Annotated in this window: 26 protein-coding genes and 1 pseudogene; 16 read left to right on the plus strand and 11 right to left on the minus strand. The window is 68.7% G+C overall.

Features of this window, described 5'->3' with window-relative positions:
• The first annotated feature begins 29 nt into the window (after window positions 1–29).
• The 3 genes from PGN37_RS06965 to aceA are packed head-to-tail and all read left to right on the plus strand — an operon-like array spanning window position 30 to window position 4,190.
• On the plus strand, window positions 30–1,211 hold the full coding sequence (locus PGN37_RS06965) for a DUF1688 family protein (RefSeq protein ID WP_335330338.1): 1,182 nt from the start codon (window positions 30–32) through the stop codon (window positions 1,209–1,211).
• Window positions 1,212–1,853 (plus strand): uracil phosphoribosyltransferase, encoded by a 642-nt coding sequence (gene upp / locus PGN37_RS06970; RefSeq protein ID WP_442932866.1) that lies wholly within the window; start codon window positions 1,212–1,214, stop codon window positions 1,851–1,853.
• 36 nt (window positions 1,854–1,889) lie between these two features.
• Window positions 1,890–4,190: an isocitrate lyase ICL2 gene (aceA, locus tag PGN37_RS06975; RefSeq protein ID WP_335330293.1), complete on the plus strand. Its 2,301-nt coding sequence runs from the start codon at window positions 1,890–1,892 to the stop codon at window positions 4,188–4,190.
• A 4-nt stretch (window positions 4,191–4,194) separates the two neighbouring features.
• Here aceA and PGN37_RS06980 read toward each other — a convergent pair whose 3' ends face one another.
• Window positions 4,195–4,980, minus strand: coding sequence for an O-succinylbenzoate-CoA synthase (locus tag PGN37_RS06980; protein WP_335330294.1), 786 nt, complete (start codon window positions 4,978–4,980; stop codon window positions 4,195–4,197).
• A gap of 35 nt (window positions 4,981–5,015) precedes the next feature.
• Between PGN37_RS06980 and PGN37_RS06985 the strand changes: the two genes are divergently transcribed.
• On the plus strand, window positions 5,016–5,753 hold the full coding sequence (locus tag PGN37_RS06985) for a glutamine amidotransferase (protein WP_335330295.1): 738 nt from the start codon (window positions 5,016–5,018) through the stop codon (window positions 5,751–5,753).
• Here the strand turns inward: PGN37_RS06985 and PGN37_RS06990 are convergent.
• From PGN37_RS06990 to PGN37_RS07000, 3 genes are all read right to left on the minus strand, one after another.
• The gene (locus PGN37_RS06990) at window positions 5,750–6,043 is read right to left on the minus strand and encodes a Dabb family protein (protein WP_335330296.1); all 294 of its coding nucleotides are present in this window, start codon (window positions 6,041–6,043) and stop codon (window positions 5,750–5,752) included. The genes PGN37_RS06985 and PGN37_RS06990 overlap by 4 nt on opposite strands.
• Window positions 6,044–6,063: 20 nt before the next feature.
• On the minus strand, window positions 6,064–6,753 hold the full coding sequence (locus PGN37_RS06995) for an Rv0518 family GDSL lipase (protein WP_335330297.1): 690 nt from the start codon (window positions 6,751–6,753) through the stop codon (window positions 6,064–6,066).
• 65 nt (window positions 6,754–6,818) lie between these two features.
• Window positions 6,819–8,030 (minus strand): acyltransferase family protein, encoded by a 1,212-nt coding sequence (locus PGN37_RS07000; RefSeq protein WP_335330298.1) that lies wholly within the window; start codon window positions 8,028–8,030, stop codon window positions 6,819–6,821.
• A 247-nt stretch (window positions 8,031–8,277) separates the two neighbouring features.
• Here PGN37_RS07000 and PGN37_RS07005 point away from each other — a divergent pair.
• The 6 genes and pseudogenes from PGN37_RS07005 to yaaA all read left to right on the plus strand — a co-directional run bounded on the left by PGN37_RS07005 (window position 8,278) and on the right by yaaA (window position 14,180).
• A pseudogene (locus PGN37_RS07005) lies at window positions 8,278–9,446 on the plus strand (PP2C family protein-serine/threonine phosphatase).
• Between the two features lie 96 nt (window positions 9,447–9,542).
• Window positions 9,543–11,135: a sensor histidine kinase gene (locus tag PGN37_RS07010; RefSeq protein WP_335330340.1), complete on the plus strand. Its 1,593-nt coding sequence runs from the start codon at window positions 9,543–9,545 to the stop codon at window positions 11,133–11,135.
• Window positions 11,132–11,572, plus strand: a complete 441-nt coding sequence (locus PGN37_RS07015) for a response regulator (RefSeq protein WP_046364196.1) — start codon at window positions 11,132–11,134, stop codon at window positions 11,570–11,572. The genes PGN37_RS07010 and PGN37_RS07015 overlap by 4 nt, the downstream gene beginning before the upstream one ends.
• Window positions 11,573–11,574: 2 nt before the next feature.
• Window positions 11,575–12,717 (plus strand): alkaline phosphatase family protein, encoded by a 1,143-nt coding sequence (locus PGN37_RS07020; protein ID WP_335330299.1) that lies wholly within the window; start codon window positions 11,575–11,577, stop codon window positions 12,715–12,717.
• A 161-nt stretch (window positions 12,718–12,878) separates the two neighbouring features.
• Window positions 12,879–13,409: a peptidoglycan endopeptidase gene (locus PGN37_RS07025; RefSeq protein WP_335330300.1), complete on the plus strand. Its 531-nt coding sequence runs from the start codon at window positions 12,879–12,881 to the stop codon at window positions 13,407–13,409.
• Between the two features lie 24 nt (window positions 13,410–13,433).
• Complete coding sequence (gene yaaA, locus PGN37_RS07030; protein WP_335330301.1) at window positions 13,434–14,180, plus strand: peroxide stress protein YaaA; 747 nt, start codon at window positions 13,434–13,436, stop codon at window positions 14,178–14,180.
• A 41-nt stretch (window positions 14,181–14,221) separates the two neighbouring features.
• On the opposite strand, the gene PGN37_RS07035 is transcribed toward yaaA, so the two are convergent.
• Window positions 14,222–14,719: a hypothetical protein gene (locus PGN37_RS07035; RefSeq protein ID WP_335330302.1), complete on the minus strand. Its 498-nt coding sequence runs from the start codon at window positions 14,717–14,719 to the stop codon at window positions 14,222–14,224.
• Between the two features lie 129 nt (window positions 14,720–14,848).
• On the opposite strand from PGN37_RS07035, the gene PGN37_RS07040 reads away from it, so the two are divergent.
• Genes PGN37_RS07040 through PGN37_RS07055 form a run of 4 tightly spaced genes read left to right on the plus strand, consistent with a single transcriptional unit; the run spans window position 14,849 to window position 17,917 of the window.
• On the plus strand, window positions 14,849–15,100 hold the full coding sequence (locus tag PGN37_RS07040) for a hypothetical protein (RefSeq protein WP_335330303.1): 252 nt from the start codon (window positions 14,849–14,851) through the stop codon (window positions 15,098–15,100).
• On the plus strand, window positions 15,097–15,435 hold the full coding sequence (locus PGN37_RS07045; RefSeq protein WP_335330304.1) for a hypothetical protein: 339 nt from the start codon (window positions 15,097–15,099) through the stop codon (window positions 15,433–15,435). Before PGN37_RS07040 ends, PGN37_RS07045 begins: the two co-directional genes overlap by 4 nt.
• A gap of 49 nt (window positions 15,436–15,484) precedes the next feature.
• Window positions 15,485–16,951 carry an amidase gene (locus tag PGN37_RS07050; protein ID WP_335330305.1) on the plus strand — a complete coding sequence of 489 codons (1,467 nt, stop codon included), beginning with the start codon at window positions 15,485–15,487 and terminating at the stop codon, window positions 16,949–16,951.
• Between the two features lie 42 nt (window positions 16,952–16,993).
• The gene (locus PGN37_RS07055; protein WP_335330306.1) at window positions 16,994–17,917 is read left to right on the plus strand and encodes an alpha/beta fold hydrolase; all 924 of its coding nucleotides are present in this window, start codon (window positions 16,994–16,996) and stop codon (window positions 17,915–17,917) included.
• On the opposite strand, the gene PGN37_RS07060 is transcribed toward PGN37_RS07055, so the two are convergent.
• From PGN37_RS07060 to PGN37_RS07075, 4 genes are read right to left on the minus strand one after another with little or no spacing between them, the layout of a single operon-like run.
• Window positions 17,918–18,142 (minus strand): hypothetical protein, encoded by a 225-nt coding sequence (locus PGN37_RS07060; RefSeq protein WP_335330307.1) that lies wholly within the window; start codon window positions 18,140–18,142, stop codon window positions 17,918–17,920.
• Between the two features lie 10 nt (window positions 18,143–18,152).
• Window positions 18,153–19,421, minus strand: coding sequence for a competence/damage-inducible protein A (locus tag PGN37_RS07065; RefSeq protein WP_335330308.1), 1,269 nt, complete (start codon window positions 19,419–19,421; stop codon window positions 18,153–18,155).
• A gap of 52 nt (window positions 19,422–19,473) precedes the next feature.
• Entirely contained in the window at window positions 19,474–22,221 is a 2,748-nt protein-coding gene (locus PGN37_RS07070; protein ID WP_335330309.1) for a glycoside hydrolase family 2 protein, read from the minus strand.
• Between the two features lie 53 nt (window positions 22,222–22,274).
• Window positions 22,275–23,021, minus strand: a complete 747-nt coding sequence (locus PGN37_RS07075) for a glucose 1-dehydrogenase (protein WP_335330310.1) — start codon at window positions 23,019–23,021, stop codon at window positions 22,275–22,277.
• A gap of 80 nt (window positions 23,022–23,101) precedes the next feature.
• Here PGN37_RS07075 and PGN37_RS07080 point away from each other — a divergent pair, with 80 nt between their 5' ends.
• Complete coding sequence (locus PGN37_RS07080; protein ID WP_335330311.1) at window positions 23,102–24,175, plus strand: NAD(P)H-dependent amine dehydrogenase family protein; 1,074 nt, start codon at window positions 23,102–23,104, stop codon at window positions 24,173–24,175.
• A 3-nt stretch (window positions 24,176–24,178) separates the two neighbouring features.
• Here PGN37_RS07080 and PGN37_RS07085 read toward each other — a convergent pair whose 3' ends face one another.
• Both PGN37_RS07085 and PGN37_RS07090 read right to left on the minus strand, forming a co-directional pair.
• The gene (locus tag PGN37_RS07085) at window positions 24,179–24,625 is read right to left on the minus strand and encodes an ATP-binding protein (protein ID WP_335330312.1); all 447 of its coding nucleotides are present in this window, start codon (window positions 24,623–24,625) and stop codon (window positions 24,179–24,181) included.
• A 45-nt stretch (window positions 24,626–24,670) separates the two neighbouring features.
• Window positions 24,671–25,057 carry an STAS domain-containing protein gene (locus PGN37_RS07090; protein WP_335330313.1) on the minus strand — a complete coding sequence of 129 codons (387 nt, stop codon included), beginning with the start codon at window positions 25,055–25,057 and terminating at the stop codon, window positions 24,671–24,673.
• Window positions 25,058–25,259: 202 nt separating this feature from the next.
• Between PGN37_RS07090 and PGN37_RS07095 the strand changes: the two genes are divergently transcribed.
• Entirely contained in the window at window positions 25,260–26,015 is a 756-nt protein-coding gene (locus tag PGN37_RS07095) for an HAD family hydrolase (protein WP_335330314.1), read from the plus strand.
• Window positions 26,016–26,027 lie beyond the last annotated feature (12 nt).

Raw genomic sequence — 26,027 nt, forward strand, 5'->3', positions numbered from 1 at the left:
CCCCGGCCGAGGCCGCTGAGGCAGTGGGGATGCTGCGCACCACGACGGCGGTGCGGTCGCGGTCGGCGTCGCTGCTGGAGCGTGCCCGAGCGGGTGAGTCCCGCTGGTTCACCGTCGACGACAATGCACTCGCGCTTGTCGCCGACCAGGTTGCGGCGCTGACGCGCAGCCGCTTTCCCGATCTCGACATCCCGCCGCACAGCCGCTGGCGGCATTTCACCGCCGGTGGTGTCGACCGCACCGGCCGGCTGACGCATCTGCTCGGTGACGTGCCGGACAGCGACCGAGCCCGGGCGATGATCGACCTCACCGTGGTGAGCGTGCTGCTCGACGCCGGGGCCGGCGCGGACTGGGCATTCGTCGAGAACGGGGTGCGCTATCACCGGTCGGAGGGTCTCGCGGTGGCCAGCTGGCACGGCTTCGTCGCGGGCGCATTCTCCAGCGACCCGAGCCGCCCGCTGCAGGTCGATGCCGCCGCGCTGCGCGCCCTGACCGACGAGGATCTCGCCGGCGTCCTGCAGGTGTCGTCCGAGAATCCCCTGGTGGGTCTGTCGGGCCGGGTCCAGCTGATGCGCAGCCTCGGCGCCGCGCTCGCCGACCAGCCTGAGGTGTTCGGTCCGCACGGCAGACCCGGCGGACTGTTCGACGCGTCGTCGGCCGCCTCCGGTACCGCGGCCGCCCACGACCTGCTGGTCATGCTCCTCGTGTCGCTGTCGCGAATCTGGCCGTCGGACAACGTGATCGACGGTGAACCACTCGGCGACTGCTGGCGCCATGACGCCGTCGACGGCGCCGGCGCGACCGCGGGTTGGCTTCCGTTTCACAAACTCTCGCAATGGCTCACCTATTCACTGATCGAGCCGCTGCAGTGGGCCGGTGTGAAGGTGACCGGGATCGACGCGCTGACCGGGCTGCCCGAGTACCGCAACGGTGGACTGCTGCTCGACGGCGGGGCGTTGCGGCTGAGAGACCGTGAGTGGGCTCAGAAACCCTGGGCGCCGGGCGACGAACTGGTGGTCGAGTGGCGCGGGTTGACCGTGGCACTGCTCGACGAGGTCGCCCCGCTGGTGCGTGAGCGACTCGGAGTCGAGGAGTTGCCGCTGGCATGCGTGCTGGAAGGCGGCACGTGGGCGGCGGGGCGGGAATCGGCGCAGCGGCTACGTGGCGGCCTGCCCCCGCTCAACGTGCTCAGTGACGGGACGGTGTTCTAGATGACTTCCTCTGTGTCCGGGGTGCACCTGGTCGACCATCCGCTGGTGCAGCACAAGATCACGCTGATGCGGCGCCGCGACGCGTCGACGAACACCTTCCGCCGCCTGGTGCGCGAGGTGTCGGCCCTGATGGCCTACGAGGTGCTGCGCGACCTCGCCGTGCACGAGGTCGAGGTCGAAACCCCGATGGAGACCACCACCGGCACGGTCATCGACGGCAAGAAGGTGGTGTTCGTCTCGGTGTTGCGGGCGGGCACCGGCATTCTCGACGGCATGCTCGACGTCGTGCCCTCGGCTCGTGTCGGCCACATCGGTCTCTACCGCGAGCCGAAAACCCAAGTGACCGTGGAGTATTACTTCAAGATGCCGAGCGATCTGGCTGAGCGCGACGTGGTGGTGCTCGATCCGCTACTGGCCACCGGACACTCGGCGGCCGCGGCAGTCGAGCGGGTCCGCGAGCTCAACCCCACGTCGGTCAAGTTCGTCTGCCTGGTCACCTGTCCTGAAGGCATCGCGGCCATGACGCGGGCGCACCCCGACGTGCCGATCTACACGGCAGCCATCGACCGGGAACTCGACGGCAACGGCTACATCCTGCCCGGCCTCGGCGACATCGGCGACCGCATCTTCGGCACCAAATAGCTCCCCTCCTGCTCACGCCCCGCTCTAGGGTGGGTCATGGCCATCACCGAAGCTGACCTCGCGCCCCACACCCCGTTCGAGCGTGATGTCGTCGACACCCAACGCTATTTCGACAGCCCCCGTTTCGAGGGCATCATCCGCCTCTACACCGCACGCCAGGTCGCCGAGCAGCGCGGCACGATTCCCGCCGACTACCCGGTGGCGCGCGAGGCCGCCACCGCGTTCCACCCCCACCTGCGTGAGCTCTTCGCCCAGGGCAAGAGCATCACCACCTTCGGCCCCTACTCCCCCGGCCAGGCAGTGGTGATGAAACGGATGGGCATCGAAGGCATCTATCTCGGCGGCTGGGCGACCTCGGCGAAGGGGTCGATCAGCGAGGACCCGGGACCGGATCTTGCCAGCTACCCGCTCAGCCAGGTGCCCGAGGAGGCTGCCGGCATCGTGCGCGCGTTGCTGACCGCCGACCGCAACCAGCAGTATCTGCGGCTGCAGATGACCCCTGAACAACGTGCGGCAACCCCTGAATACGACTACCGGCCGTTCATCATCGCCGACGCGGACACCGGTCACGGTGGAGATCCTCACGTGCGCAACCTGATTCGTCGCTTCGTCGAGAACGGCGTGCCGGGTTACCACATCGAGGACCAGCGTCCCGGAACCAAGAAGTGCGGCCACCAGGGCGGAAAGGTGCTGGTGCCGTCGGATGAGCAGATCAAGAGGCTCAACACCGCACGCTTCCAGCTGGACATCATGCGCGTGCCCGGCATCATCGTCGCCCGCACCGACGCCGAAGCGGCCAACCTGATCGACAGCCGGGCCGACGAACGCGACCAGCCGTTCCTGCTCGGCGTCACGAATCTCAGGATCCCGTCCTACAAGTCGTGCTTCCTGGCGATGGTGCGTCGTTTCTACGACCAGGGCGTGACCGAGTTGAACGGCCACTTGCTCTACGCGCTGCCCGACGGCGAGTACGCCACCGCCGAGGCCTGGCTGGGCCGCCACGGTGTGCTGGAACTGATCGACCAGACCGCGGCCGCCTGGCAGGACGGCGCCGAGCAGTCCCTGGACGCGGCGTTCGACACCGTCGAATCCCGCTTCGTCGACGCCTGGCAGGACGACGCCGGTCTCGACACCTATGCCGGCGCGGTCGCCGACCTGCTGGAGTTCCGGGAGCGCGAAGGCGAGTCCGCGGCGATGAGCGCCGGCCAGTGGCGCGAATTCGCCGAGCGCGCACCGCTCTACATCGCCCGGGAGAAGGCCAAGGAACTCGGTGCCGACGCGGCGTGGGATTGCGAGCGGGCGAAGACGCCCGAGGGGTACTACCAGGTGCGCGGCGGCATCCCCTACGCGATCGCCAAGTCACTGGCCGCCGCCCCGTTCGCCGACATCCTGTGGATGGAGACCAAGACCGCCGACCTGGCCGACGCCAAGCAGTTCGCCGACGCCGTCCACGCCGTCTATCCGGACAAGATGCTCGCCTACAACCTCTCCCCGTCGTTCAACTGGGACACCACCGGAATGACCGACGAGGAGATGCGCGCCTTCCCCGAGGAGATCGGGAAGATGGGGTTCGTCTTCAACTTCATCACCTACGGCGGCCATCAGGTCGACGGCGTGGCGTCCGAGGAGTTCGCGACGTCGCTGCGCCAAGAGGGCATGCTGGCGCTGGCCCGGTTGCAGCGCAAGATGCGACTGGTCGAATCTCCCTACCGCACACCGCAAACGCTCGTCGGCGGCCCGCGCTCCGATGCCGCGCTGGCGGCCTCGTCCGGACGCACGGCGACGACGAAGTCGATGGGCAAGGGCTCCACACAGCATCAGCACCTGGTGCAGACCGAGGTGCCCAAGAAGCTGCTCGAGGACTGGCTGGCGCTGTGGAGCGAGCACAACAAGCTGCCGGAGAAGCTGCGCGTGCAGCTGCGACCGCGGCGCGCCGGCTCGGATGTGCTGGACCTGCAGATCCTCGGCGAGGGCTCCGAAGCCGGCGCAGAGCCGTTGGCCAACGTCGTGGTCGACCCGATCAAGGACCGGCACGGCCGCAGCATCCTGACGGTGCGCGACCAGAACACGTTCGCCGAGAAGCTGCGGCAGAAGCGGCTGATGGACGTCATCCACCTGTGGCTGATCCACCGTTTCAAGGCCGAGATCGTCTACTACGTGACGCCCACCGAGGACAACATCTATCAGACCGAGAAGATGAAGAGCCACGGCATCTTCAGCGACGTCTACCAGGAGGTGGGCGAGATCATCGTCGCCGATGTGAACCAGCCGCGCATCGACGAGCTGCTCAATCCCGACCGCGAGGCGTTGACCCGGCTGATCAGCAAGCAGGACTGACGCGCTAGAGCAGTGCGGCGGCGCGGCGCAGCATGTCGCGCCACTGCGCGACGACGGCGGCGTCGGTGACGCGGAACCGGGCGAGGCGGATCGCGTCGGGGCCGGCGGGCATCGGCGCGGCGGGAAGGTATCCGTCGGCGGGTACCAGTGTCCGCGCGTTCGACACGACGTCACCATCGCGCAGCCACGGCGGGACCGGACCGCACGGATAGGGCAGGTCGGGCAGCGCCGCGGCGAGTGCGACGTCGGCGGCCACCCCGATGCTGGTGGTCCCGCTGAACGCGACCAGCGCCGGCATGCCCAGCCGCTCGGCGCGACGCATCGCGCGACGCACCCCGCCGAGGGACCCGCACCGCAGCGCGACGACGTCGGCGCACTGCGGATCGGTGGCGAGCACGTCCGCGTCGACCGCGATCGGGACGTCGACGCGGCGCCGGATCGCGGCGGCCTGCTCGGCAGTGCAGTCGAGTAGGTGCGCCACGTCGAGCGCGGTGCCCCGGATGTGGGCGACCGCCGTGTCGACCGCGGGGTCGACCCCGTCGCATCCGACGGACACCGGCGCACGGTCGGCGTCGACGGGCACCCGGCCGCGCAGCGCGTCGGGCCAGCCGACCGTGCTCGGCTCCATGGCCGCGGTCAGCCAGCGCGCCGCCACCTCGTCGGAAGCCTCAGGGGGCGGGCTGAATTCACCCCAGCCCTGCGGCCCCTCCACCAGAACCCCGTACCGCGGTCCGGCGGCGGAGGGGATCGCGAACACGGGCGCGTCGTCGAGATCGATCAGAGTTCTCACCGATCGACAAGCTAGCCCGTGACTACGCTGGATCGGTGGCCGGTGCCCCATTTCTGCTGTTGTCGATCCGTGGCGAGGACGACGCGGCTGCCGACGAGTACGCATCGGTGATGCGATTCGCCGGGCTCGACGAGCGGAGCCTGCACCGCATCGGGCTCACCCACCGACCGCTCGGCGACCTGGATCTGGCGAACTGGTCGGGCATCATCCTCGGCGGCGGGCCCTTCACGGTCAGCGACGATCCGGCCACCAAGTCGCCGGTGCAACAGCGTGTCGAAGTCGAACTCGCGGACCTGATGGCCGCTGTCATTGCCGCGGACTTCCCGTTCCTGGGCTGTTGCTACGGCATCGGCATCGTCGGCGCCGCGGTCGGGGCGCTCATCGACCGCTCGCACAGTGAGCCCGTCGGGCCGCTGACCGTCGAGCTGACCGACGACGGGCGCGCCGATCCGTTGTTCGCCGGTCTGCCCGACACCTTCGACGCATTCGGCGGGCACAAGGAGGCAGCCTCGGTCCTGCCCGATCACGTCATTCGGCTGGCCCGCTCTCCTGCCTGTCCCGTCCAGGCGTTCCGGGTCGGCGCCAACGTCTACGCCACGCAATTCCATCCGGAGCTCGACGTCGACGGGTTGTGCACGCGCATCGACGCCTACAAGAACGACGGCTACTTCGCGCCCGAGACAGCGGAGACGCTCAAGAGTGCCGCCCGCGCCCGCTCGGTCACCCACCCGATGGCGATCCTGCGCGCTTTCGCGGCCAGGTACTCGCGCTAGCCGGCCGGGAGCTCCATCTGGGCCCGCGCGATCTGGTCGACCATCGGGGCCAGGCGAGCCCGCAGCGCATTGTGTTCGGCGTCGGCGTCATACGCGCGGTAGGAGTCGATGTCGGCGAAGTCGGCCACGATGACGAAATCCCAATTGCCCTCGCGCAGGCCCGCGTCGGTTCCCGCCGAGTACGCCACCGTGCCGGGGCAGTTCAGCTCCCGCAGGCCCTGCTGGATCTGCGCGAGTTCGGCGGCGTCGTAACCGTCTTTGAGCTTGGCGAGCACCACGTTGCGGATCATTCGCGCACCGTAACAGCTCCTCAGTAGGGCGCGAGTTGGGTGCCGATGAGCGGCGCGATCTTGTCCGCCATGTAGGCGTGGCCCGCGTCGGTGGGGTGCACACCGTCAGCCCCGATGAGGTCGGGCCGGCCGACGAACCACCGGGCGGCGATCGGGTCGACAAACGTCGCGCCGGCGAGCTGGGCCTGATAGCCCAGGATGTCGCGGATCCTCAAGATCTCCGGCGGAGGATCGGCCGTCGGCCACGGCGGACCGATGACCAGCATCTTCGCCGACTTGGCGATCTGGCGGGCCAGGTTCAGCGTGCCGTACATCGCGATGGAGAGCCGGGTCGGCTCGACCTTCATGTCGTTGCGCGAGCCGAAGAACACGACCAGCGTGTCGTTGGGCTTGACCGCGCGCACCGTCAGGTCCTCGAAGACGCTGCCGCGGTTGCCTCGCGTGCAGTATCCGGCGCCGCCTTCCGCGGCGACAGTGGGTGTGACCGGGATGCCGTGCCCGCTCAACGCCTGCCACACCTGCGGAGCCCAACCCTGCGGCCCGTTACCGCCCTGATCGCTTCCCGTGGTGTACGAGTCGCCGACCACCGCGACCCGGTTGATCGCGAAATCGGTGGTGCGCACCTGGCGATGGGTGACCGCCGGGGCGGGCGCGCTGAAGGCGCCGAACAGCAAGGCGGCAGCGAGGATCCACGTCAGCACACGACTCACTGGACCAGCCTAGGGTCGGTCCGGTCGGGCGGGCGCGCCGACTCGCCGCGCGTCACGATCGCGCCTCATCCCGCCCGCGCCGTGACCGTCTGCAGCCTGCCCTGCGGCGACGCAGGAAGGCTCGCAGGCGGTGTGCGGGGGTCGATCATCCGACGCATCCAGCGGCGCGCCGGCTCCTCGACGACGTGGTAGAGCACCGCTGCCAGCAGCCCGGACAGCAGGACGAGGCCGACCACCGTGAACTTCGCCGACCAGCTGGGGACCAGGGTGATCGCGAACTGCTGGGCCGCCCAGTTCCACATCGTGTGCACGATCTCGTGGATCATGTAGAGCCCGAACGAGATGTGCCCGAGATAGACCATCACCGACGTGGACAGGAACGCGGGAAGCGTGCCGGCTCCGATGGACAAAGTGATCACCAGCGGGACGAACAGGACGTCGACGAGCCCGCCGGCGTCGAGCATGTCCTGGGGTGGATACGCGTCGAGAAGGTAGAGGCCGCCGATGATGGCGACGCCCAACCCGAGCGCGGCGACGCCGGCGGAGCGCCGGCCGCGGTCGGTGAGCTGTAGCCGGCGCACCGCGGCGCAGGCCAGCGCCCCCGCAGTGAACTGCATGATGATGCGGGGCAACCAGCTCCACGGCGTGTAGAAGACGCCGTGGGCGAGCAGCAGCAGGGTGGGCGCCAGTGCGGCCGCGACCGCCAGCCAGATCAACCCGCGCGCCCGTGTCACCGCCGCGATGCGGAACACCACCAGGACCAGAGCACCGAACAGCAGGTAGGCCAGCCATTCGGCGCTGATCGACCAGGCCGGACCGTCCCAGCTCGATCCGTCGAAGAACGGCTGGAACCACAGCTGCACCAGGAACACCTGCTTGAGCCAGCTCAGCGCGTTCAGGGAAGCGATGACGTCGGGCGGAAGCGGGAACCGCCCCACGTAGAGCGTGAACACCGCGAACGCCGCGGCCAGGTGCATGGTCACCAGGTAGACCGGCCACACCCGCGCCAGTCGCAGCCACAGGAACCGCAGGGTGGACCGCGTTGACCAGGACTCGCCCATTCGATCGAGATAGTTCCAGGTCAACACGAACCCGCTGAGGATGAAGAACAGATCGACACCCTGGGCGCCCGCGTTCAAGATCGGCGCGAAAGCGCTGCGTACCCCCGGCGACGCCTCGGCCAGCAGCGGCCGGAAGTGGAAGAGCACGACCCACAGCGCAGCCACGATGCGAAGCCCCGACAGGGCCTTGATCTCACCGGTGCGCACACGACTCATTTCGTCTCGACGTTGTGGAAAACAGTGACGACGGCGTCGATCCTCGGGGCAACTCGCGGGTCGCCTCCCCGGGGCGAAAACGCCGGCGACCGGTCGGAGGTTACCAGCGCGAGCTGTCAGCGGCCGTCTCGCAACGCCGCCGCGGCCCGCGTCTGAAGAACCTGTGAAAGCCCGGGTAGTGTCTACGAAATTGTCAATCGAAGATGCCAGCGTGCGTGACGAGCCGTACGCCTACGTGCCGGGTCAGATGACTGTTCCCGGTGACGGCGGGCCGCTGCGGGTCCTTCTCGTCGAGGACGACCGCGGCGACGCCATCCTGGTCGAAGAGTTGATCGCCGACGCCGGTGTCGACATGCGCGTGGCGTGGGCCGAGTCGATGGCCGAGGCCGAGAAGGCGATCGACGGGTCGCGCCCCGACTGCGTGCTGCTGGATCTGCATCTGCACGACACCGAAGGAGTCGCCGGGCTCGCACGCATCGCCGCCAGGGACGCGACCGTCCCCGTGGTCGTGTTGACGGGCCTCAACGACGAGCATGTCGCGTCGGCGGCCGTGGCCTCCGGTGCGCAGGACTATCTGGTCAAGGGCCGGGTCGACCCGGAGACTTTGCGGCGTGCGGTGCTCTACGCGATCGAGCGCAAGCGCGCGGAGCTCACCGCGGTGGATCTGCACGCCACGCGCTCCCGGGAGCAGGAGAACGCCCGGCTCGAGCGTGGTCTGCTGCCCTCGCCGCTGTTGCTCGACGACCCCGGCGTCAGCATCGTCACCCAGTACCGCCCGAGCCGACAGAACGCCCTGCTCGGCGGAGACTTCTTCGACATCGTCCAGACGCCGGACCGCACCGTGCACGTGATGATCGGCGACGTCGCCGGACACGGTCCCGACGAAGCCGCACTCGGGGTGGCCCTGCGGATCGCCTGGCGGACGCTGACGTTCGCCGGGCTGCGCGGCGCCGAGCGCATGCACCACCTCGAGCGCATCCTTCGCGCCGAACGAGCAGGCAGAGGCACCTTCGCCACCGTGCTCAGCCTGGCTCTGCCGCTGGAGGGGTCGGCGCTCACCGCGGTGCGCGCCGGGCACCCCGGCATGCTGCTGCACGGCGGCGGCACGGTCGAGTGGGTCGAGCCGGCGGTGGGCCGGCCCTCGGGTTGCACGTGGGTAGATGGACGCCGCACACGATCGAGTTGCCGCCCGGCAAGGGACTCGTGCTGATCACCGACGGCCTGTTCGAGGGACACATCGGCCGGGGCAACGAACGGCTCGGTGAGGAGGGGTTGCTCGAGTTGGCTCGCTCGCTCGCGCACCTGCCCGGGCCGCAGTTCGTCGACGCGCTGATCAGCGCCGTCGAACAGCGCGCGCAGTCCAACGGCGGGATGGCCGACGACATCGCCGTGGTGCGGGTGGAGAGGACGGCATGAGGATGTCGAGGTCGTGAGGATGTCACCGTCGTGAGGATGTCATCGTCGTGAGGATGTCGTCGTGAGGATTTCGAGGTGAGCCCCGACCAGCGCGGGATGCGTGCCCTGACCGTCGAGGGCTGGCAGTACCTGGTGCTGTCGGTCATGGCCGTCGTCGTGCTCGTCGGTGCCGTCACGACCGCGGTGCTGCTCACCCGCACCGACCGGGTGTCAGGTCAGCTCACCAACAACGTGGGGCCCGCCCGGGTGGCTGCCTACCAGTTGCAGGCCGCGCTGCGCGATCAGGAGACCGCGGTCCGCGGATACGTGATCTCGGCCGACCCTCAGTTCCTCTCGCCCTACGACGCCGGCCGGGAGACGGAGTCCAGAGCGTCGGCTGACCTCCGGCAGTTCGAGCAGAAGCGGCCCGATCTGCTCGCCGACCTCGACGAGATCGAACAGGCGGCCGGCTCGTGGCGGGACAACTACGCGCAACCCGTGATCGCGGCGGTGCAGCCGGGGGTGCCCAACGCTGTCTCACCCGCGCTCACCGAGATCGGCAAGGCGGAGTTCGACCGGTTGCGCACGCTGTTCGACCAGCAGAACCAACATCTCGCCCAGGCCCGCACCGACGGCGTCGCCGAACTCGCATCCATCAGTGCGTGGCGCAACGGGGTGCTGTTCTCGATCCTGGGTGCGTTCTCGGTGACGATGGTGGTGCTGGCGATCGTGTTGCGGCGTGCCCTGGTGCGGCCGCTCGGACGGTTGGCCGAGGCATGCCGTCGGGTCGCCGTGGGGAATTTCGGCGAGAAGATCGTCCCGCAGGGTCCGCGGGACATCCGGTTGATCGCGATCGACGTCGACAACATGCGCCAGCGGATCGTCGAGGAACTCAACGCGTCCCGTGCGGCGACCGAGGCGCTGGACGAGCAGGCCGAGGAATTGCGCCGCTCCAACGCCGAGCTGGAACAGTTCGCCTATGTGGCATCCCACGACCTGCAGGAGCCGCTGCGCAAGGTCGCGTCGTTCTGTCAGCTGCTGGAGAAGCGCTACGGCGACAAGCTCGATGAGCGCGGCACGGAATACATCGCATTCGCCGTCGACGGCGCAAAACGCATGCAGGTGCTGATCAACGACCTGCTGACGTTCTCCCGGGTCGGACGTCTAGGCGCCACCGAGACCGCGGTGGATCTCGACACGGTTCTCGACGCCGCACTGGCCAACGTCGCCACCGCGATCGAGGAGACGGGCGCGCAGATCGAGCGGCCGACCGGCGGTCTGCCGACGATCTCGGGCGATCCGACCCTGCTGACCATGTTGTGGCAGAACCTCATCGGCAACGCCGTGAAGTTCCGTCGCGAAGGCGTCGCGCCGCGGGTGGTGATCGAATGCGGTTCAGCAGATGCCGACCAATGGTCGTTCTCGGTGAGCGACAACGGGATCGGGATCGCCGCGGAGTTCGCGGAGAAGGTCTTCGTGATCTTCCAGCGATTGCACGGCCGCGATGCCTACACCGGAACCGGCATCGGTCTGGCATTGTGCAAGAAGATCGTCGAACACCACGGTGGGACGATCTGGATCGACAACGATTACACCGACGGCACCCGCTTCCGGTTCACGTTGCCGAAGCCTCGTTCTGACAAGGCAGCGATTCCCGACGCCGCCGTGTCCGGTAATGCAGCACCCCTGATGGAAGGATCGTCGTCATGACCCCCGCTGAAAGAGCCATCGACGTGCTGCTGATCGAGGACGACCCGGGGGACGAGTTGATCACCCGAGAAGCGTTCGAGCACAACAAGATCAAGAACAATCTCCATGTCGCTCACGACGGCGAGGAGGGGCTGGACTTCCTCTATAGGCGAGGCAAGTACGAAGGCGCACCGCGGCCGGACCTGGTGCTGCTCGACTTGAATCTGCCGAAGTACGACGGGCGTCAGCTGCTGGAGACCATCAAGTCCGACCCCGAGCTCAATCACATCCCGGTGGTGGTGCTGACCACGTCCTCGGCCGAAGAAGACATCCTGCGCAGCTACAAGTTGCACGCCAACGCCTACGTGACCAAGCCCGTCGACCTCGACCAGTTCATGAACGCGGTGCGGCAGATCGACGAATTCTTCGTCCAGGTGGTCCGGCTCCCCCACTCGTAGAGGTGGAGCTGCCCCGGCCCGACCCGCACGCGGCCCACCTCGCCGACGTCGCACCGTCGTTGCTCGCGGCGATGGGTGTCGCCGGGTTCTCGTCGCGGCTTCTCGGCAGCATCGATGCCGGGGAGGCAGCGGGTGCGTGCCTGCTGCTGGTCGACGGGCTCGGTGCCGAGCTGCTCGATGCCCACCTCGATGACGCGCCGTTCCTGGCGACGTTGCGCGGGCGCAGGCTGACCGCGGGGTATCCGGCGACGACGGCCGCGGGCCTGGCCGCCGTCGGCACTGGATGCCGCTCCGGCGAGCACGGCATTGTCGGCATGACCTTCCGGCTGCCGGACGTCGGAGTCGTCAACGCGCTGCGCTGGCGTCAGCACCCCTGGGGCGAGGATCTCCGGGAGCGCGCGGTGCCCGAGAGCGTGCAGCCGCGGCCCACGACGTTCGAACGTGCAGCGTCGGCCGGAGTGTCCGTGCGCGTGATCTCGGGTGCCGAATTCGCGGGTTCCGGCCTGACCCGGGCGGTGCTGCGCGGCGGCGACTATGTCGGAGTGCACGCGATCGGTGATCTGGTCGCGGCGGTCACCTCGACACTGTCCGACCGCGGCTTCTGCTACGCCTATCACGCCGATCTCGACCTCGTCGGCCATCTGCACGGTCCGGGAAGTGCGGCATGGAGGTGGCAGCTGCGCCAGGTGGACCGGATGGTGGAGTCGATCGTCGAGGCACTGCCCGCGGGCGGGCTGCTGGCGGTGGTCGCCGATCACGGCATGGTGAGCCTGGGCGAGGACACCGTGGACGCCGATGCCGAACCACTGCTCCAGGAGGGGGTGGCCGCGCTCGGTGGAGAGGTGCGGGCCCGCCACGTGTACGTCGAACCCGGCGCGTTCGACGACGTGCTGGCCGCGTGGCGCGATGTGCTCGGTGAACGGGCCTGGGTTGTCGGGCGGGAGGAAGCCGTGGCCGCCGGGTGGTTCGGTCCGCGGGTGAGCGATGAGGCCATGGCGCGCCTCGGTGATGTGTTGGTTGCCGCACAGGGGACCTCTGGTGTGGTGCGGCCCACAGTTGAACCGATCGAATCCTCACTGATCGGTCAGCACGGCTCCTTCACAGCCGCCGAACAGCTGATTCCGCTGCTCATTGCCAGGGGATAACTCAATGCTGTTGTCGGACAAGGCATCTCCCTAGAATTTCTTCTTCGCGAAAGATGCCGTCCCACAGATGTTTTCGTGACAGGACCGCTTCCATTTCGTGTATTGTGCCCGCTGTCACACATTTTGGCCGTATTAGAGACCCTCTGCTAGCGTCCGGCCGCATGTATGAACTCGCCACACTCTTGACGCTCGTCAACCAGGTGTCGGGAACTCCGTACATCAGAGGCGGAGACTCGGCGGCCGGAACGGACTGCTCCGGCCTGGTCTCCTGGGTGACCAATGCCGCGACCGGCCGACCCGTTTTCGGTGACCGCTTCAACACCGGAAACATCGAAGGTGCCCTCAAGGCTCGCGGGTTCGAGTACGGAACGCAGCCGGGCGCCCTCGTCGTCGGGTGGAATGGCGGCCACACCGCGGTGACCCTGCCGGACGGCACCCCGGTCTCCTCCGGGGAGGGCGGCGGCGGCGTCAAGATCGGCGGTGGCGGCGCCTACCAGAGCCAGTTCACCCACCACATGTTCCTGCCCGCGCCGGCGGCTGCCGACGTACCCCCGCCGGTCGATCCGCAGTTGGCGCCGCCCGTGCCCCCGCCGCCGCCTGCCCCTGTGGTGCTGATGGGCTCCGAAGCGCCTCTGCCTCCCCCGCCGCCAGCTGACCCGGCGCTGCCGCCCCCGCCGCCGCCGGCGGGGTGATCCGAGGGCGCTACCGTCACTGCCGTGATCGTGCTGTTGCCCCCGTCGGAGACCAAACGTGGCGGCGGTGACGGGCCCGCTCTGAGCCTCGACGCGATGAGCTCACCGGCGCTGCATCCGGTACGGGCCGAACTCCTCGACGAGCTCGTCGCGCTGGCCGCCGATCCCGCCGGGAGCCGCACGGCTCTCGGCCTGTCCGCGAGCCAGGACAGCGAGATCGAACGCAATGCGGCGCTGTGGTCGGCCTCGACGATGCCCGCCCTGCATCGCTACACCGGCGTCCTCTACGACGCACTGGACATCACGTCGCTGCGCGGTGCGTCTGCGTCGCGCGCAGCATCACGCCTGATGGTCGTCTCGGCGCTCTTCGGCGTGGTCCGGGCCGATGACCTGATTCCCGCCTACCGGCTCTCGGCGGGTTCCAAATTGCCGGGCCGGCCGACGCTGGCGGCCGTGTGGCGGCCGGTCCTGGAGCCGGTGCTCGCCGAACTCGCCGACGGCGACCTGATCGTCGACCTGCGCTCCGGGGCCTACGCCAACCTGGGCAAGGCGCCCGGCGCGGTCACCGTCGACGTGGTCGCCGAACGTGACGACGGGCATCGAAGCGTCGTCAGCCACTTCAACAAGGCGCACAAGGGACGGCTCGCCCGCGCGCTCGCGACGAGCAGGTCAGACCCCGCCGACGCTGCCGCGGTGGCGGGCATCGCCCGGCGTGCCGGGATGCGCGTCGAGCGGCGCGGCGACCACATCACCGTCGTGGTAGGCGCGTGATCCGGCCCGAGAATCCGTTGTCGGGCAGCCGATGTCAGGTGTCAGGCAGCCGATGACAGGTTCGCGATCAGATCGGTCGTGTAGAACTCGGCCGGCTTCTGACTGTTCGTGCCGGGCCGGGTGAGTGCCAACCATGCACCGGTGGCGCCCGGCATCAGCGGCCCGCGCACCGTCGCGTGCCCGGAACCCACGCCGTCGGTGAACAGCGTCGTCGCGGTGACGCCCGGCGCGCCCGCGCCGCAGCCCGCCGCCGAGGTGCGGGGCACCTGAATCAGCCGGAGGTCGTACGGCGTGTTGGGCAGGCCGGTGAAGAACTCGACATCGGCGATCACGTCGCCGCCCTGGACGCGCAGCTGGGCCGACGGGCGGCCGTAGCCGTCTGCGCCCACCCACTTGATCTGGGAGAAGTCGCAGACGCGCAGCTTCTGCGAGAACGGCATGCTGACCGCCGTCTGCTCGGCGGTCGCGACGCCGGCGAACAGGGGTGCAGCGATCAGGAGTGCCGCGGTCGCGACCACGGCTCGGGCCGCTGGGTACATCACGTCACCTCACATGGGAAATGGACAGGAAATCGACAGCTTCGTCAAGGTTAGTTGTTCTCAGTATCTTCTGGCCATCTCGGACCAGCCGTTGACGTGCAGATGTGTCGAAGGTGACACTGTCGGCCGATGTCCAGTCTGTGGGTGTACGTGCGCATGCAGGCGATGATCTTCGTGTTCGGGATCGTCGGCCCGATCTTCCTGTTCGTGTACTTCGCCGCGCAGCCCGACCAGACGATCCGCTGGATGTACTGGTGGGGGTTGACCATCACCGTCGGCGACATCCTGATTGCGCTCTCGTTGACCGACACCATCCTGCGCAAGGACCGCGAGCTAGCGGCCGAGCGGGCTGCCCGGCGAGCTGGTGAGGAGACGCCGTGACGCATCCGCCGCCACGCTCACGCGCTGATCTGGCGGCCTCGATCGCCCTGTTGGTGGTGACCGTCCTGATGGGAGCCGTCGGGTCGGTGCTGGGCCTCTTCTCGCTGGCGTTCCTGGACCACTGCCCGCCGGTGACCTGCAGTGTGGACGGCGCGGTCACCGCCGTGTTCAGCGCCCTTGCCGCCGCCGCGACGATCGGGGTGATCGGACTGGTGCTGACGGTGGTGGCGCTGATCCGGCGCGCACACGCCTGGCCGTACGCGCTCGCGACCGTGTGCCTGTGCGCACTGAGCCTGTTTCTCGGGATGCTGGGTTACGGCGCCGCGGTGAGCTGATCTCTCTTCCGGTTGCCGCGGTGTGCCGTCGGCCGGAAGGATTCGGCGCATGGACGCACGTACGGCGGTCGAACTCGCCGATATCGACGCCGTCGGCCAGGCGGCCCTGGTCGCCGCCGGTGACCTGAGCGCCGCTGACCTGCTGGAGGCCGCGATCATCCGCCTCGACGCCGGACGCGCGCTGAACGCGGTGATCACCGACCTCGTCGACCGCGGTCGCGCCAGTGCCGCAGCGCTCGACGCGTCCGGTGTGCTGCGCACCGGGCATGCGGGACCACTCGCCGGGGTCCCGTTTGTGCTCAAAGACCTCGGCGCATCATTAGCCGGTGCCCCCGAGGCGATGGGCTGCCGCGCGCTGCGCACCCACATCGCCTCCGACACCGCCTGGATCGTGACCCGCTACCTCGACGCGGGTCTCGTGATCTTCGGAAAGACCAACACTCCCGAGTGGGGCAACCACTGCACCACCGAACCGTCGCTGTTCGGCGCGACCGTCAACCCGTGGGCGCCCGGGATCACCCCCGGTGGTTCCAGCGGGGGCTCGGCCGCGGCTGTCGCCGCAGGCATCGTGCCCGCTGCGTCGGGCGGTGACGGCACCGGATCGATACGAGTGCCCGCCGCATGCTGCGGTCTGGTCGGACTCAAGCCGCGACGCGGCCGGACCTCGTTCGCGCCGGGGGCCGGCCACGGCCTGGAGGGTCTGGTCAACGAGCACGCCCTCACCCGCACCGTGCGCGACAGCGCGGCGTTGCTCGACGCCGTCACCGGAAGCGGTGTCGGCGACCCGTATTCGGCGCCTCTGCCGGCGACGCCGTTCCTCAGTGCCATCGCCGAACCGCTTGCGCCGCAACGCATCATGGTGGCCACCGGATCGCCGTTCCCCGGTCCGGCAACCGACCCCGCCGTCGTCGCAGCCGTCGAACGGACGGCGGCCGTGCTGGCTGATCTCGGCCACCACGTCGAGCCGGGCGCGCCCTCGATCGACGCCGACGCGGTCGCCGACGCGATCGCGGTCCTGCACACCGTCAGCAACGTCGAACTGTTCGCGACGGCGCGCGAGCATCTCGGTCGCGAGCCGCGGGAGGACGAGTTCGAACCGAGCTCCTGGGTGATGATCCAGGAGGGTTTCCACACCACCGGCGTCGCCTATGCCGAGGCCATCGCCGCGATCCATGCCCAGACGCGGCGCTTCGCTACACAGATGCTCGGTCATGACGTGCTGCTGGTGCCCACACTGCTGACTCCCCCGCCGCCCTACGGACTGCTCGATCAGCCGCGCGGCACCACGCGTGCGTTCTTCGACGTCGAATTCGCGACGACCGGTTGGACATCGCTGGCGAATGTCACTGGCTGGGCGGCGATTTCGTTGCCGCTCGGCGTGACGGCCGACGGCTTGCCGATCGGTGTGCAGCTGATGGCGCCCGACGAGGCGGTCCTGCTGACACTGGCTGCACAGCTGGAAGCGGCCGTGGGGTGGGCCGACCGCCGCCCGCCGGGCTGGATCACCGCGAGCTGAGGCCATCGGGACGCGCTCGTCGGGCATGCGACACTGTCGCGCATGTCCACCGACATCACCCGTCCCAAGCTCGAAGGCAACGTCGCCGTCGGCCCGGACCGTGCGGGCCGACGGCTGGGTTTTGCCGAGTTCGGCGATCCGCAGGGCACGCCGATCTTCTGGCTCCACGGTACCCCGGGCGCGCGCCGCCAGATTCCGCTGGAAGCGCGGCTCTACGCTGAGCGCAACGGTATCCGGCTGATCGGCATCGACCGTCCCGGCATCGGCTCGTCCACGCCGTACGCCTACGGGAGGGTGATCGACTTCGCCGATGACCTGCGCACGCTGGCCGATGCGCTGGGCATCGGGAAGATGATGGTGATCGGGCTGTCCGGCGGGGGGCCCTACACGCTGGGTGTTGCCGCAGCCATGCCCGACCGGGTCGTCGCGGCCGGCGTCCTCGGCGGTGTCGCACCCACGAAAGGGCCCGACGCGATCGGCGGCGGGGCGATGGGAACACTCGGGGTGCACGTGGCGCCAGTGCTCGAGCACATGGGCGCGACGCTGAGTTTGATGGCCACGCCGCTGATCCGCATGGTCAAGCCTGTCGCCAACCCGATCATCGGGCTGTATGGCGCGTTGTCCCCCGAGGGTGATCGCCGACTGCTCGCGCGCCCCGAGTTCAAGGCGATGTTCCTCGACGATCTGCTCAACGGCAGTCGTAAACAACTCGCCGCGCCGTTCGCCGACATCGTCGTGTTCGCTCGCGATTGGGGTTTCCGGCTCGCCGACGTCAAGCAGCCGGTGCGGTGGTGGCACGGCGACGCCGACCACATCGTGCCGTTCGCGCACGGCCGGCACGTGGTGTCCCGGTTGCCCGATGCGGAGCTCTACACGCTCTCGGGTGAGAGCCACCTCGGTGGGCTCGGAGAGGCCGAGGCGATCCTCACCTCGATGACCGCGCTGTGGGATGCCGGCGAGAACTGATCAGCGCCTGAGCCAGCTCTGCACCGTCGGCAACTCACGGCTGTAGGACGTCAAGAGGTCGTCGTGGAACAGCGTGCCGCCATTGAGGGCGCTGTCGTCCTGCCATACGACGTGGACGCGGACGTCACCCTTGGTGAAGTAGTCGTTGCGCTCTGCTGTGCGCAGTGTCCAGCCGGTCTCCTGGGCGAGCGCCGAGACCGCCTGCCGCTCGTCGGTGTCAACCATGGTGCACACCCTAGCGGGGTGCGGTCAGTGCCCTGCGCAGCATGTGCATCGCGATCGTGGTCGAGCGATCCCGCACGTCCGACCGACCGCCGGGCATCGTCGTCGTCCGGGTGACGACGGGGCCCTCGGCCAGGGCCACCGAGAAACACACTGTGCCCACCGGTTTGGCCGCGGTGCCGCCCCCCGGCCCCGCGACACCGGTGATCGCCACCGCGGTGTCGGCACCGAAACGGGCCAGTGCGCCGCGGGCCATTGCCTCGGCGACCGGCTCGGACACCGCGCCGTGCTCGTCGATCAGTCCGGGGTCGACGCCGAGCACCTCGGCCTTTGCACTGTTCGCATAGGCGACGGCACCGCCGCACACGTAGGCCGACGAGCCGGGCCGCTCGGTGAGCCGCGCGGCCAGCAGACCGCCGGTGCAGCTCTCGGCGGTCGCGATCCTGCGGCCGGCCAGCAGCGCGGCCACCTGGTCGTCGACCAGGGCCCCGTCGGTGGAGAAGATCTCCTGGGCATGCCGGTCCGACAGCGTTGCCAGCAACGCGTCGTAGACGGGTGCGTCCTGCGGCTCGAACCGGGTGACGATCTCCAGCTCACCCCGACGCAGACACGTCGTGATCTCGAGCCGATCGAACCCGTCGACGCCGCGCTCGGCCTCCCGCAACGTCTCGGCCAGACCGGACTCCGGCAGCCCGAACATCCGCACGGTCTCCTGGCGGTAGTCCGTGCGGCCGGCCATTGCCTCGGTCACGGCGTCGGTGGCCACCGCCGCCCGCCACATCGGTTGCAGCTCACGAGGCGGACCGGGCAGCACCACCACCGTCGGGTGGCCGGGGACGACGACACCGGGCGCGGTGCCGACCGGGGTGAGGATCGTCGCACCGGCGGGCACCAGGGCCTGCTTGCGGTTGGCGGCGTGGACAGCCTCGACGTCCACACCGGGGTAGCGGGCCATCAGCCCGTCGACGATGCCGCGGATCGTCGCCTCCAGCTCGGCATCGAGCACCAGCTTGCGGTCACAGAAGCGGGCCACCACCTCGACGGTCATGTCGTCGGCGGTGGGGCCGAGGCCGCCGCTGGTGATGATCAGGTCCACGTCCTGATCCGCGAGGAACCTCAACTGCGCCTCGATGTCACCGGGACGGTCACCGCACAGCGTGATGTGGGCGAGTTCCACGCCGAGTTCGAGGAGGCGATCAGCGAGGTACGGCCCGTTCTGATCGGCCACCCGCCCGGTGAGGACCTCGGTTCCGGTGATGACGATGCCCGCCCGTGCGCTCACACCTTGAGACAGTACGCATGAGTCAGCCGACCGGAACTCAGCGGACCGGAGCTCAGCGGACCGGAACGACGACCGGCGCGGTGTTGTAGCCGGTGACACGGACCCAGTCCGCGCGGGGCGTGTCCGCCAGCGGCTGCCCGCGGATCTCGACGGTCTCCCCGCCGTAGACGGTCACGTAGTTGTCGGTGTAGGTGATCGGCAGGATCTCGTCGGCGTCCGGTGCGGGCGTGAGTTCCGCGCGGGCGAAGAACGCGACCCCCCGGCCGGGATTGTGCAGGCGGATGGTGACCCCGTCCGCGTCGCGCCGGGCGGTGACGTCGAGCCTGCCGCGCGGCATCGTGTTCAACGCGGTCATGTCGGCCCAGCGGGCGGGCCGCAGCTCGAACGCCTGGTCGTTGCCCGGGTCGCCGACGTCGTCGCGACGCTGAGACTGCCAGTAGGTGCTGTCAGTGACGAGATGATTTGTGGCGTCGCGCAATTCGACGCGGACGAAGAACACCGGGGAATCCGGTGCGACGCGCGGCAACCACAGCGCCGTCGCGGACCCCCCGGAGGCGACGTCGACCGGTGGACTCGTGCGATCCTCGCGCACCCGGCCCGCCACGTCGTAGACCCGCACCCGCACCCGCAGGTCCCGCTGATCGGCCGGGGTCTGGTTGACGACGGTCAGTGCGGCACGGCTGTGATCGCCGGTGACATAGGCGTCGAACACCGCCGACAACGGGCGCAGCCCGGTCTTGGCGCCGAAGTAGGCGCCACCCGGGCGCAGGTAGTAGTCGAAGAGGTGCCCGAAGAACGACGGCCAATGGTTGTTGAGCATCCAGTAGATCGTCATCTTGTGCGTGTCCCAGCCGCCCGCGGCGAACGCCTCGAACTGCGCGCGCGTCGATTCATAGTGCGCCAGTTGTGCTTTGGTGGTGAACATCTCCGCATTCGTCGACGGTCCGTAGCGCCGGTCGATCGCGCGGCGAATCGTCGTCAACGACGAGTTGCTGGTGTTCGCGCCCGCGTGGAAGGACCAGGTGTCGTTGATCGGCCACAGTTTGTCGGGCGGGATGAAGCGGCGCAGACTCGCCATCGGCGGGATGTGTTCGTTGTCGCCCTGCTCGGCGTTGGCGCCCCGGGCGGCGCCGTACCGGCCCGCGAACCAGTAGCTGGGCGGGCGCCAACTGTAGGGTCCGGCCATGTGGATGCCGTCCCACAGGACCTTGCCATCGGAGTCCCGGGCGAAACTGGACACCGTGTCGACCACGGCGTTGGGCCAGTGCAGGTCGGCGAGAATCCGGCGGTAGTCGGCCAGCAGGTCCGGCGGCGGGGTGCCGTCACTGCCGTTGGCCCACACGAAAGCCGAAGGGTGCGAACGCAACATGGTGATCTGCGAGGTCAGGCTGTCACGGGCGACGCGATTGTCCTCGTCGTCCCACTGCGACCACTTCTCCCACTGGTTGCAACACATCCATCCCAGCATCAGCGGGATGCCGAGTTCGTCGGCCATCTGCACCAACCGCTCGCCCGGGAACTTCCCCTCCAGGCGCAGCATGTTCAGGCCGAGGTCGCGCACATAGCGCAACGTGGCGGCGTCACGCACCGGGTCATCGGCGAACAGCAGATCGGGAGAATATGCGGCTCCCCGCACCGGGAAATCGCGGCCGTTGACGGTCAGATAGAAGTTGCCGCCGGTGCCCAGTTCGGGGTGGCTGGTGTCGCCGTCGCGGTGCGCGGTGACGGTGCGGATACCGAAACGCTGTGTCCGGGAATCGGAATCGTGCCCGAAGCGGCGGAACTCGGTGCGCAGATCGTAGAGCGCGGGGTCGCCCATCGTGTACGGCCACCACAGGTCCGGATGGTCCAGCCTCAATTGCGGATACCGATCCGCGCCGAAGCTCACCTCCCGACTCTCCCCCGCCGCCAACGTCACTCGTTGATCGAGCGTCAGATCGGGCTTTCCCGCCCTGCTGATGGTCACGCGCATCACACCGCGCACGCTGGCGGGCGAGTAGTTGCGCACCGTCGTGTACACGGTCAGCGTCGCCGAATCCGCCCGCGGCAGCGGCAATTCGGAGGTCACCGCGCTCTCACCGAGCGAGACATCCTGTGACATCTGCAGCGTCACGGGCTTCCAGATGCCCGCGTTGCGATCCGGGACGAAGGAGTTGTTGACCGGCAGCCCATCCGGCTGTTCGCGATACCCCAGGTAGCGCCAGTTGATCCAGTCGTACCAGCTGTCGGCGAGTTCGACGCCGTCGACGTCCTGCAGTGCCTGTTCCGGAGTCACCTTGACCGCCAGCACATTCGTGCCGCCGCGGTGAATCCAGGGCGACGCGTCGACCTGGTGTGCGGCGTGCATGCCGACGATCTGATCGGAGCCGGCGATGCGGTGCCCATTGAGCCAGATCTCGGCCCGGTAGTTGATGCCCGGGAAGTCCAGCAGATAGGTCGTGTGACCGACAGGTGCGTCGAAAGTGGTGCGGTACCACCAGTCCTGCCGGTACAGGTCCCAGGGCACCTCGTCGCGCAGCCGGGTGCCCACGAAGAGGTCGGGGTAGCTGCCGTCGGCCTGCAGGGTCTGCAGGACCGTGGCGGGCATGTGGGGTATCGGATGCCACCCGGCCTGCGGGACGCTCGCCGATGACAGGGCGGCTCCGTCGTCGCCGGCGACGCGGACAGAGGCCAGGCTCCACCCTTGAGCCAGTTCGACGCGCGACGGGTCAGGAGTGGGGCGGGCGAAGTCGGGGAAATCGGCGACACCGAGCACCGCCACCAGGGCCGCCAACAGGACGACGATCAGCGTCGTGCGCATGCCGCGACGACGCTGCGGTTCAGCGGTGATGACTGGCCCCGGTGTGGGCGCAGCTACTTGTGCGGGACGTCGTTGACCAGACCGCCGTCCATGACGAACTCGGCCCCGGTCGAGTACCGCGATTCGTCACTGGCCAAGAACACCACGAAAGTGGCGACCTCGTCCGGTTGGCCGGGCCGGCCGAGCGGAATTCGCAGCATGTCGTCAGGGAAGAACTTGGTCATCGGTGTGCGGATGAAGCCGGGGTGCACGGAGTTCACGCGGATGTTGTGCGGGCCGAGCTCCAGCGCCGCCGATTTGGTCAGCCCACGCACGGCCCACTTCGACGCCACGTACGGGTGCACCATCACCGCGCCACGCAGCCCCTCGATCGACGAGATGTTGATGATCGAACCGCCGCCGGCGGCTTTCATCGCCTCGACCGAGGCCTGCATGCCGAGGAAGGTCCCGGTCAGGTTGACGTCGATGACCCTCTGCCACTTGGCCATGTCGAACTCACCGATCTTGCCGAGTGCGACGGTGCCGGCGTTGTTCACCAACACGTTCAGCGTGCCGAAGGCCTCGAGCGCGGTGGCCACCGCGGCGTCCCACTGGTCGGCCTGGGTGACGTCGAGGTGCACGTAGCGAATCGAGTCGGGCGTCTCGGCGTTGATCTCCTCGGCCAGCGCCTGACCCTTGTCGTCGAGGATGTCGCCGATCACGACCTTGGCCCCCTCGGCGATCAGTGCCCGGGCGTCCTCGGCGCCCATCCCCTGCGCGCCGCCACTGATCAGTGCCACTTTTCCGTCCACGCGTCCCATGGGGCGACAGGCTACCGCACCACACCCCGCGCAATTAGAACCTGTTCCAATTCGGCGGTCGACCACGCATACTGGCCGCCATGGCGATTCGAGTGGCGCAGATCGGCACCGGCAACTGCGGCAGCCTGACGCTGCGTCAGCTGATCGAGGACCCGCGGTTCGAGCTGACCGGCGTCTGGGTGTCTTCGGCCGACAAGCTCGGCAAGGACGCCGCGGAACTGGCCCGCCTCGGCGGCACCACGGGAGTCCGTGCCGTCGGGGACCTCTCGGCGATCATCGATGACGCGCCCGACTGCGTCGTCTACTGCGCGATGGGCGACATCAGGCCCAAGGAGGCGCTGGCCGATGTCCGCACCTTCCTCGAGGCGGGGATCAACGTCGTCGGCTCGTCACCGGGTTTTCTCGCCTATCCCTGGGGCGTCATCGGTGAACGGGCGATCGAGCGGGTGGAATCCGTTGCCCAGGAGGGCAATGCCACGGTGTTCGTCACCGGTGTCGACCCCGGGTTCGTCACCGACCTGCTGCCGCTGGCGCTGGCCGGCACCTGCCAGCGTGTCAGCCAGATCCGGACGATGGAGATCGCGGACTACGCCACCTACGACGGTGCGACCGTGATGTTCGACGTGATGGGCTTCGGGAACGAGATCGGCGATCTGCCCTTCCTGTACCAACCCGGCGTGTTGAGCGCGGCCTGGGGCGTGGCCATCCACCAGCTCGCTGCCGGGCTCGGCGTGACGATCGACGACATCAGAGACACCGTCGAGCAGGAGCCCGCACCCGAGGATTTCGACGTGGCTGTCGGCACGATCAAGAAGGGCACCGTCGCCGCGGTGCGCTTCCAGATCGAAGGCCTCGTCGGGTCCGAGCCCGTCATCGTCGTCGAACACATCACCCGGCTGCGCGGCGATCTGCGGCCCGACTGGGCGCAACCGGCCCAGGAGGGTGGGTCCTATCGGGTGGAGATCACCGGGGAACCGTCCTACGCGATGGACATCTGCCCGACCAGTGGCAACGGCGACCACAACTACGCGGCCATTCTCGCCGCGGCAGGCCGGATCGTGAACGCGATACCCGCGGTGGTGGCCGCGGAGCCGGGCATCCGTACGACGCTCGATCTGCCGCTCGTCACCGGGGCCGGCACGTACCGCAAATAGGAATCAGCGGCGGGCCACGCCGTGCCACTCCAGGCGGACGTGCGTGCCTTCGGTCGACGGTTCGATGACCGAGCGGTCCGACAGCGTCTCCATCAGCGGGATGCCGCGGCCGCGGGTGCGTGGCACCGGGTCGGTCTGCGGAGTGCGCCACGTGCCGCGGTCCTTGACGTCCACCGTCAGCGTCTGGCGCTCCGCGTCGTAGAGAGCGCAGATGTCGATGGTGCCGGGTCGCTCGGAGAGCCGATAGGCGAACTCCGCCGAGTTCGCCAGTGCCTCGTTGATGGCCAGCACCAAGTCACTGCAGCGCTCCTCGTCGAGGGCGAAGTAGCGGTTCAGCCAGGCGGCGAATTCACGGCGCGCCATCGCGACCGTTCCGGCGTCGGCATCGAGGCCGAACCGCTCGAAACGTTCTGCATTGGCTACTTCAGCCGGCGGCATGGAATCGATCATGGCAGTCGGTGGCTACCCGAAGACGCACGTTTCTACGCGGCTTTCCTACGCGTCACGTGCGGCGAGCGCCTCGTCCAGGTTCGGATAGAGACTCACGATCTCGGCGATGCCCACCAATTTGAGGGGCCGGCTGGTCGCCGGACCGTCGGCTACCACGCTGAATGCGACGTCGGCGCCCGCTCTGTCGTGTGCGGCGACCAGAACGCCCATGCCGGCCGAGGCCAGGAATTCCACTTTCGTGAAATCGATCACGACGGCGGACGGCTTCTGCGCCAGAGCGGCATCGATGGCCGACTCGAGCTGCGGTGAGGTGAGCATGTCGACGACGCCGGAGACCGCCACGATGGCCACGCCATCGACCCATCGTTCGGTCACGTCGCAGTTCGAAGCCCCTGCTGAGGCGGTTGTGCCGTCGCCTGCTTGCTCGTCCAAGGTTCACCTTCCATGTCAGGCCGCTGTCCGCCCACTGTGAGAGCGCAGACTCCCGTCCACCCTCTCGCACAGGCTGCTTCCTGAACCCGGCTACCAAACTACCGTGGCCGTTTGCGGCGACCGGCACAGATTAAACCAGGAGTGTCGGCGTGGTCCGTAGCATGGCGAGTCAACGGCGACACCGGCCGAACGCGAGGAGACCGTGACCGCACTCCCCACCGACCTGCTGGCGGCGATCGCGGCGAGCCCGCAGGGCCCTCACGTCGGTGCGTTCTTCGATCTGGACGGGACGCTGGTCGACGGTTTCACCGCCACGGCGCACGCCGGAGACCGCATCCGTCGTCGTCAGGCCCGGCTCGGCGAGGTGACCGGGGTCATCGAGGCGGCCATGCGGTACCGCTTCGGCCGCGTCGATTTCGCGAAGCTCCTGGAGCGCGCCGCCGGGTATCTGCGCGGTGAGTCGCTGACCGAACTCGACGACATCGGCGAGCGGCTGTTTCGCGAACGCGTCCGGTCGCGGCTCTTTCCCGCCATGCACGACGTGGTGCTCGCGCATCAGAGCCGCGGCCACACCGTGGTGATGTGCTCGTCGGCGCTGACCATTCACGCTGAGCCCGTGGCCAGGTTCCTGGAGATCGAACACGTGGTCTGCAACCACTTCGAGGTCGATGCCGACGGCCTCCTCACGGGGCGGATCCGACGCCCGGTGATCTGGGGGCGGCGCAAGGCCGACGCGGTCGTGGCGCTCTGCGAACAACGCGACATCGAACTCGCCGACAGCTGGTTCTACGCCGACGGCAACGAGGACATCGCGCTGATGCAGTTGGTGGGGCAGCCGCGCCCGGTGAACCCCCGTCGCGATCTGGCCGCCCGCGCCGCCGTGGAGGGCTGGCCGGTTCTGCGAGTCACCACTCCGGGCAGGGGAAGCCACGACGGCCTCCGCGGTGTACTAAAGTAGAACACGTTCTAA

The organism is Mycobacterium kyogaense (assembly GCF_036946525.1).
GTDB classification, from domain to species: Bacteria; Actinomycetota; Actinomycetes; order Mycobacteriales; family Mycobacteriaceae; genus Mycobacterium; species Mycobacterium kyogaense_A.

Bases quoted from the DNA above. Each gene is read 5' to 3' on its own strand.
- PGN37_RS06965 (WP_335330338.1), top strand. From the start codon at position 30: ATGCTGCGCACCACGACGGCGGTGCGGTCGCGGTCGGCGTCGCTGCTG.
- upp (WP_442932866.1), top strand. From the start codon at position 1,212: ATGACTTCCTCTGTGTCCGGGGTGCACCTGGTCGACCATCCGCTGGTG.
- aceA (WP_335330293.1), top strand. From the start codon at position 1,890: ATGGCCATCACCGAAGCTGACCTCGCGCCCCACACCCCGTTCGAGCGT.
- PGN37_RS06990 (WP_335330296.1), bottom strand. From the start codon at position 6,043: ATGATCCGCAACGTGGTGCTCGCCAAGCTCAAAGACGGTTACGACGCC.
- PGN37_RS07000 (WP_335330298.1), bottom strand. From the start codon at position 8,030: ATGAGTCGTGTGCGCACCGGTGAGATCAAGGCCCTGTCGGGGCTTCGC.
- PGN37_RS07010 (WP_335330340.1), top strand. From the start codon at position 9,543: ATGCGTGCCCTGACCGTCGAGGGCTGGCAGTACCTGGTGCTGTCGGTC.
- PGN37_RS07015 (WP_046364196.1), top strand. From the start codon at position 11,132: ATGACCCCCGCTGAAAGAGCCATCGACGTGCTGCTGATCGAGGACGAC.
- PGN37_RS07025 (WP_335330300.1), top strand. From the start codon at position 12,879: ATGTATGAACTCGCCACACTCTTGACGCTCGTCAACCAGGTGTCGGGA.
- PGN37_RS07035 (WP_335330302.1), bottom strand. From the start codon at position 14,719: ATGTACCCAGCGGCCCGAGCCGTGGTCGCGACCGCGGCACTCCTGATC.
- PGN37_RS07040 (WP_335330303.1), top strand. From the start codon at position 14,849: ATGTCCAGTCTGTGGGTGTACGTGCGCATGCAGGCGATGATCTTCGTG.
- PGN37_RS07050 (WP_335330305.1), top strand. From the start codon at position 15,485: ATGGACGCACGTACGGCGGTCGAACTCGCCGATATCGACGCCGTCGGC.
- PGN37_RS07055 (WP_335330306.1), top strand. From the start codon at position 16,994: ATGTCCACCGACATCACCCGTCCCAAGCTCGAAGGCAACGTCGCCGTC.
- PGN37_RS07060 (WP_335330307.1), bottom strand. From the start codon at position 18,142: ATGGTTGACACCGACGAGCGGCAGGCGGTCTCGGCGCTCGCCCAGGAG.
- PGN37_RS07070 (WP_335330309.1), bottom strand. From the start codon at position 22,221: ATGCGCACGACGCTGATCGTCGTCCTGTTGGCGGCCCTGGTGGCGGTG.
- PGN37_RS07075 (WP_335330310.1), bottom strand. From the start codon at position 23,021: ATGGGACGCGTGGACGGAAAAGTGGCACTGATCAGTGGCGGCGCGCAG.
- PGN37_RS07080 (WP_335330311.1), top strand. From the start codon at position 23,102: ATGGCGATTCGAGTGGCGCAGATCGGCACCGGCAACTGCGGCAGCCTG.
- PGN37_RS07085 (WP_335330312.1), bottom strand. From the start codon at position 24,625: ATGATCGATTCCATGCCGCCGGCTGAAGTAGCCAATGCAGAACGTTTC.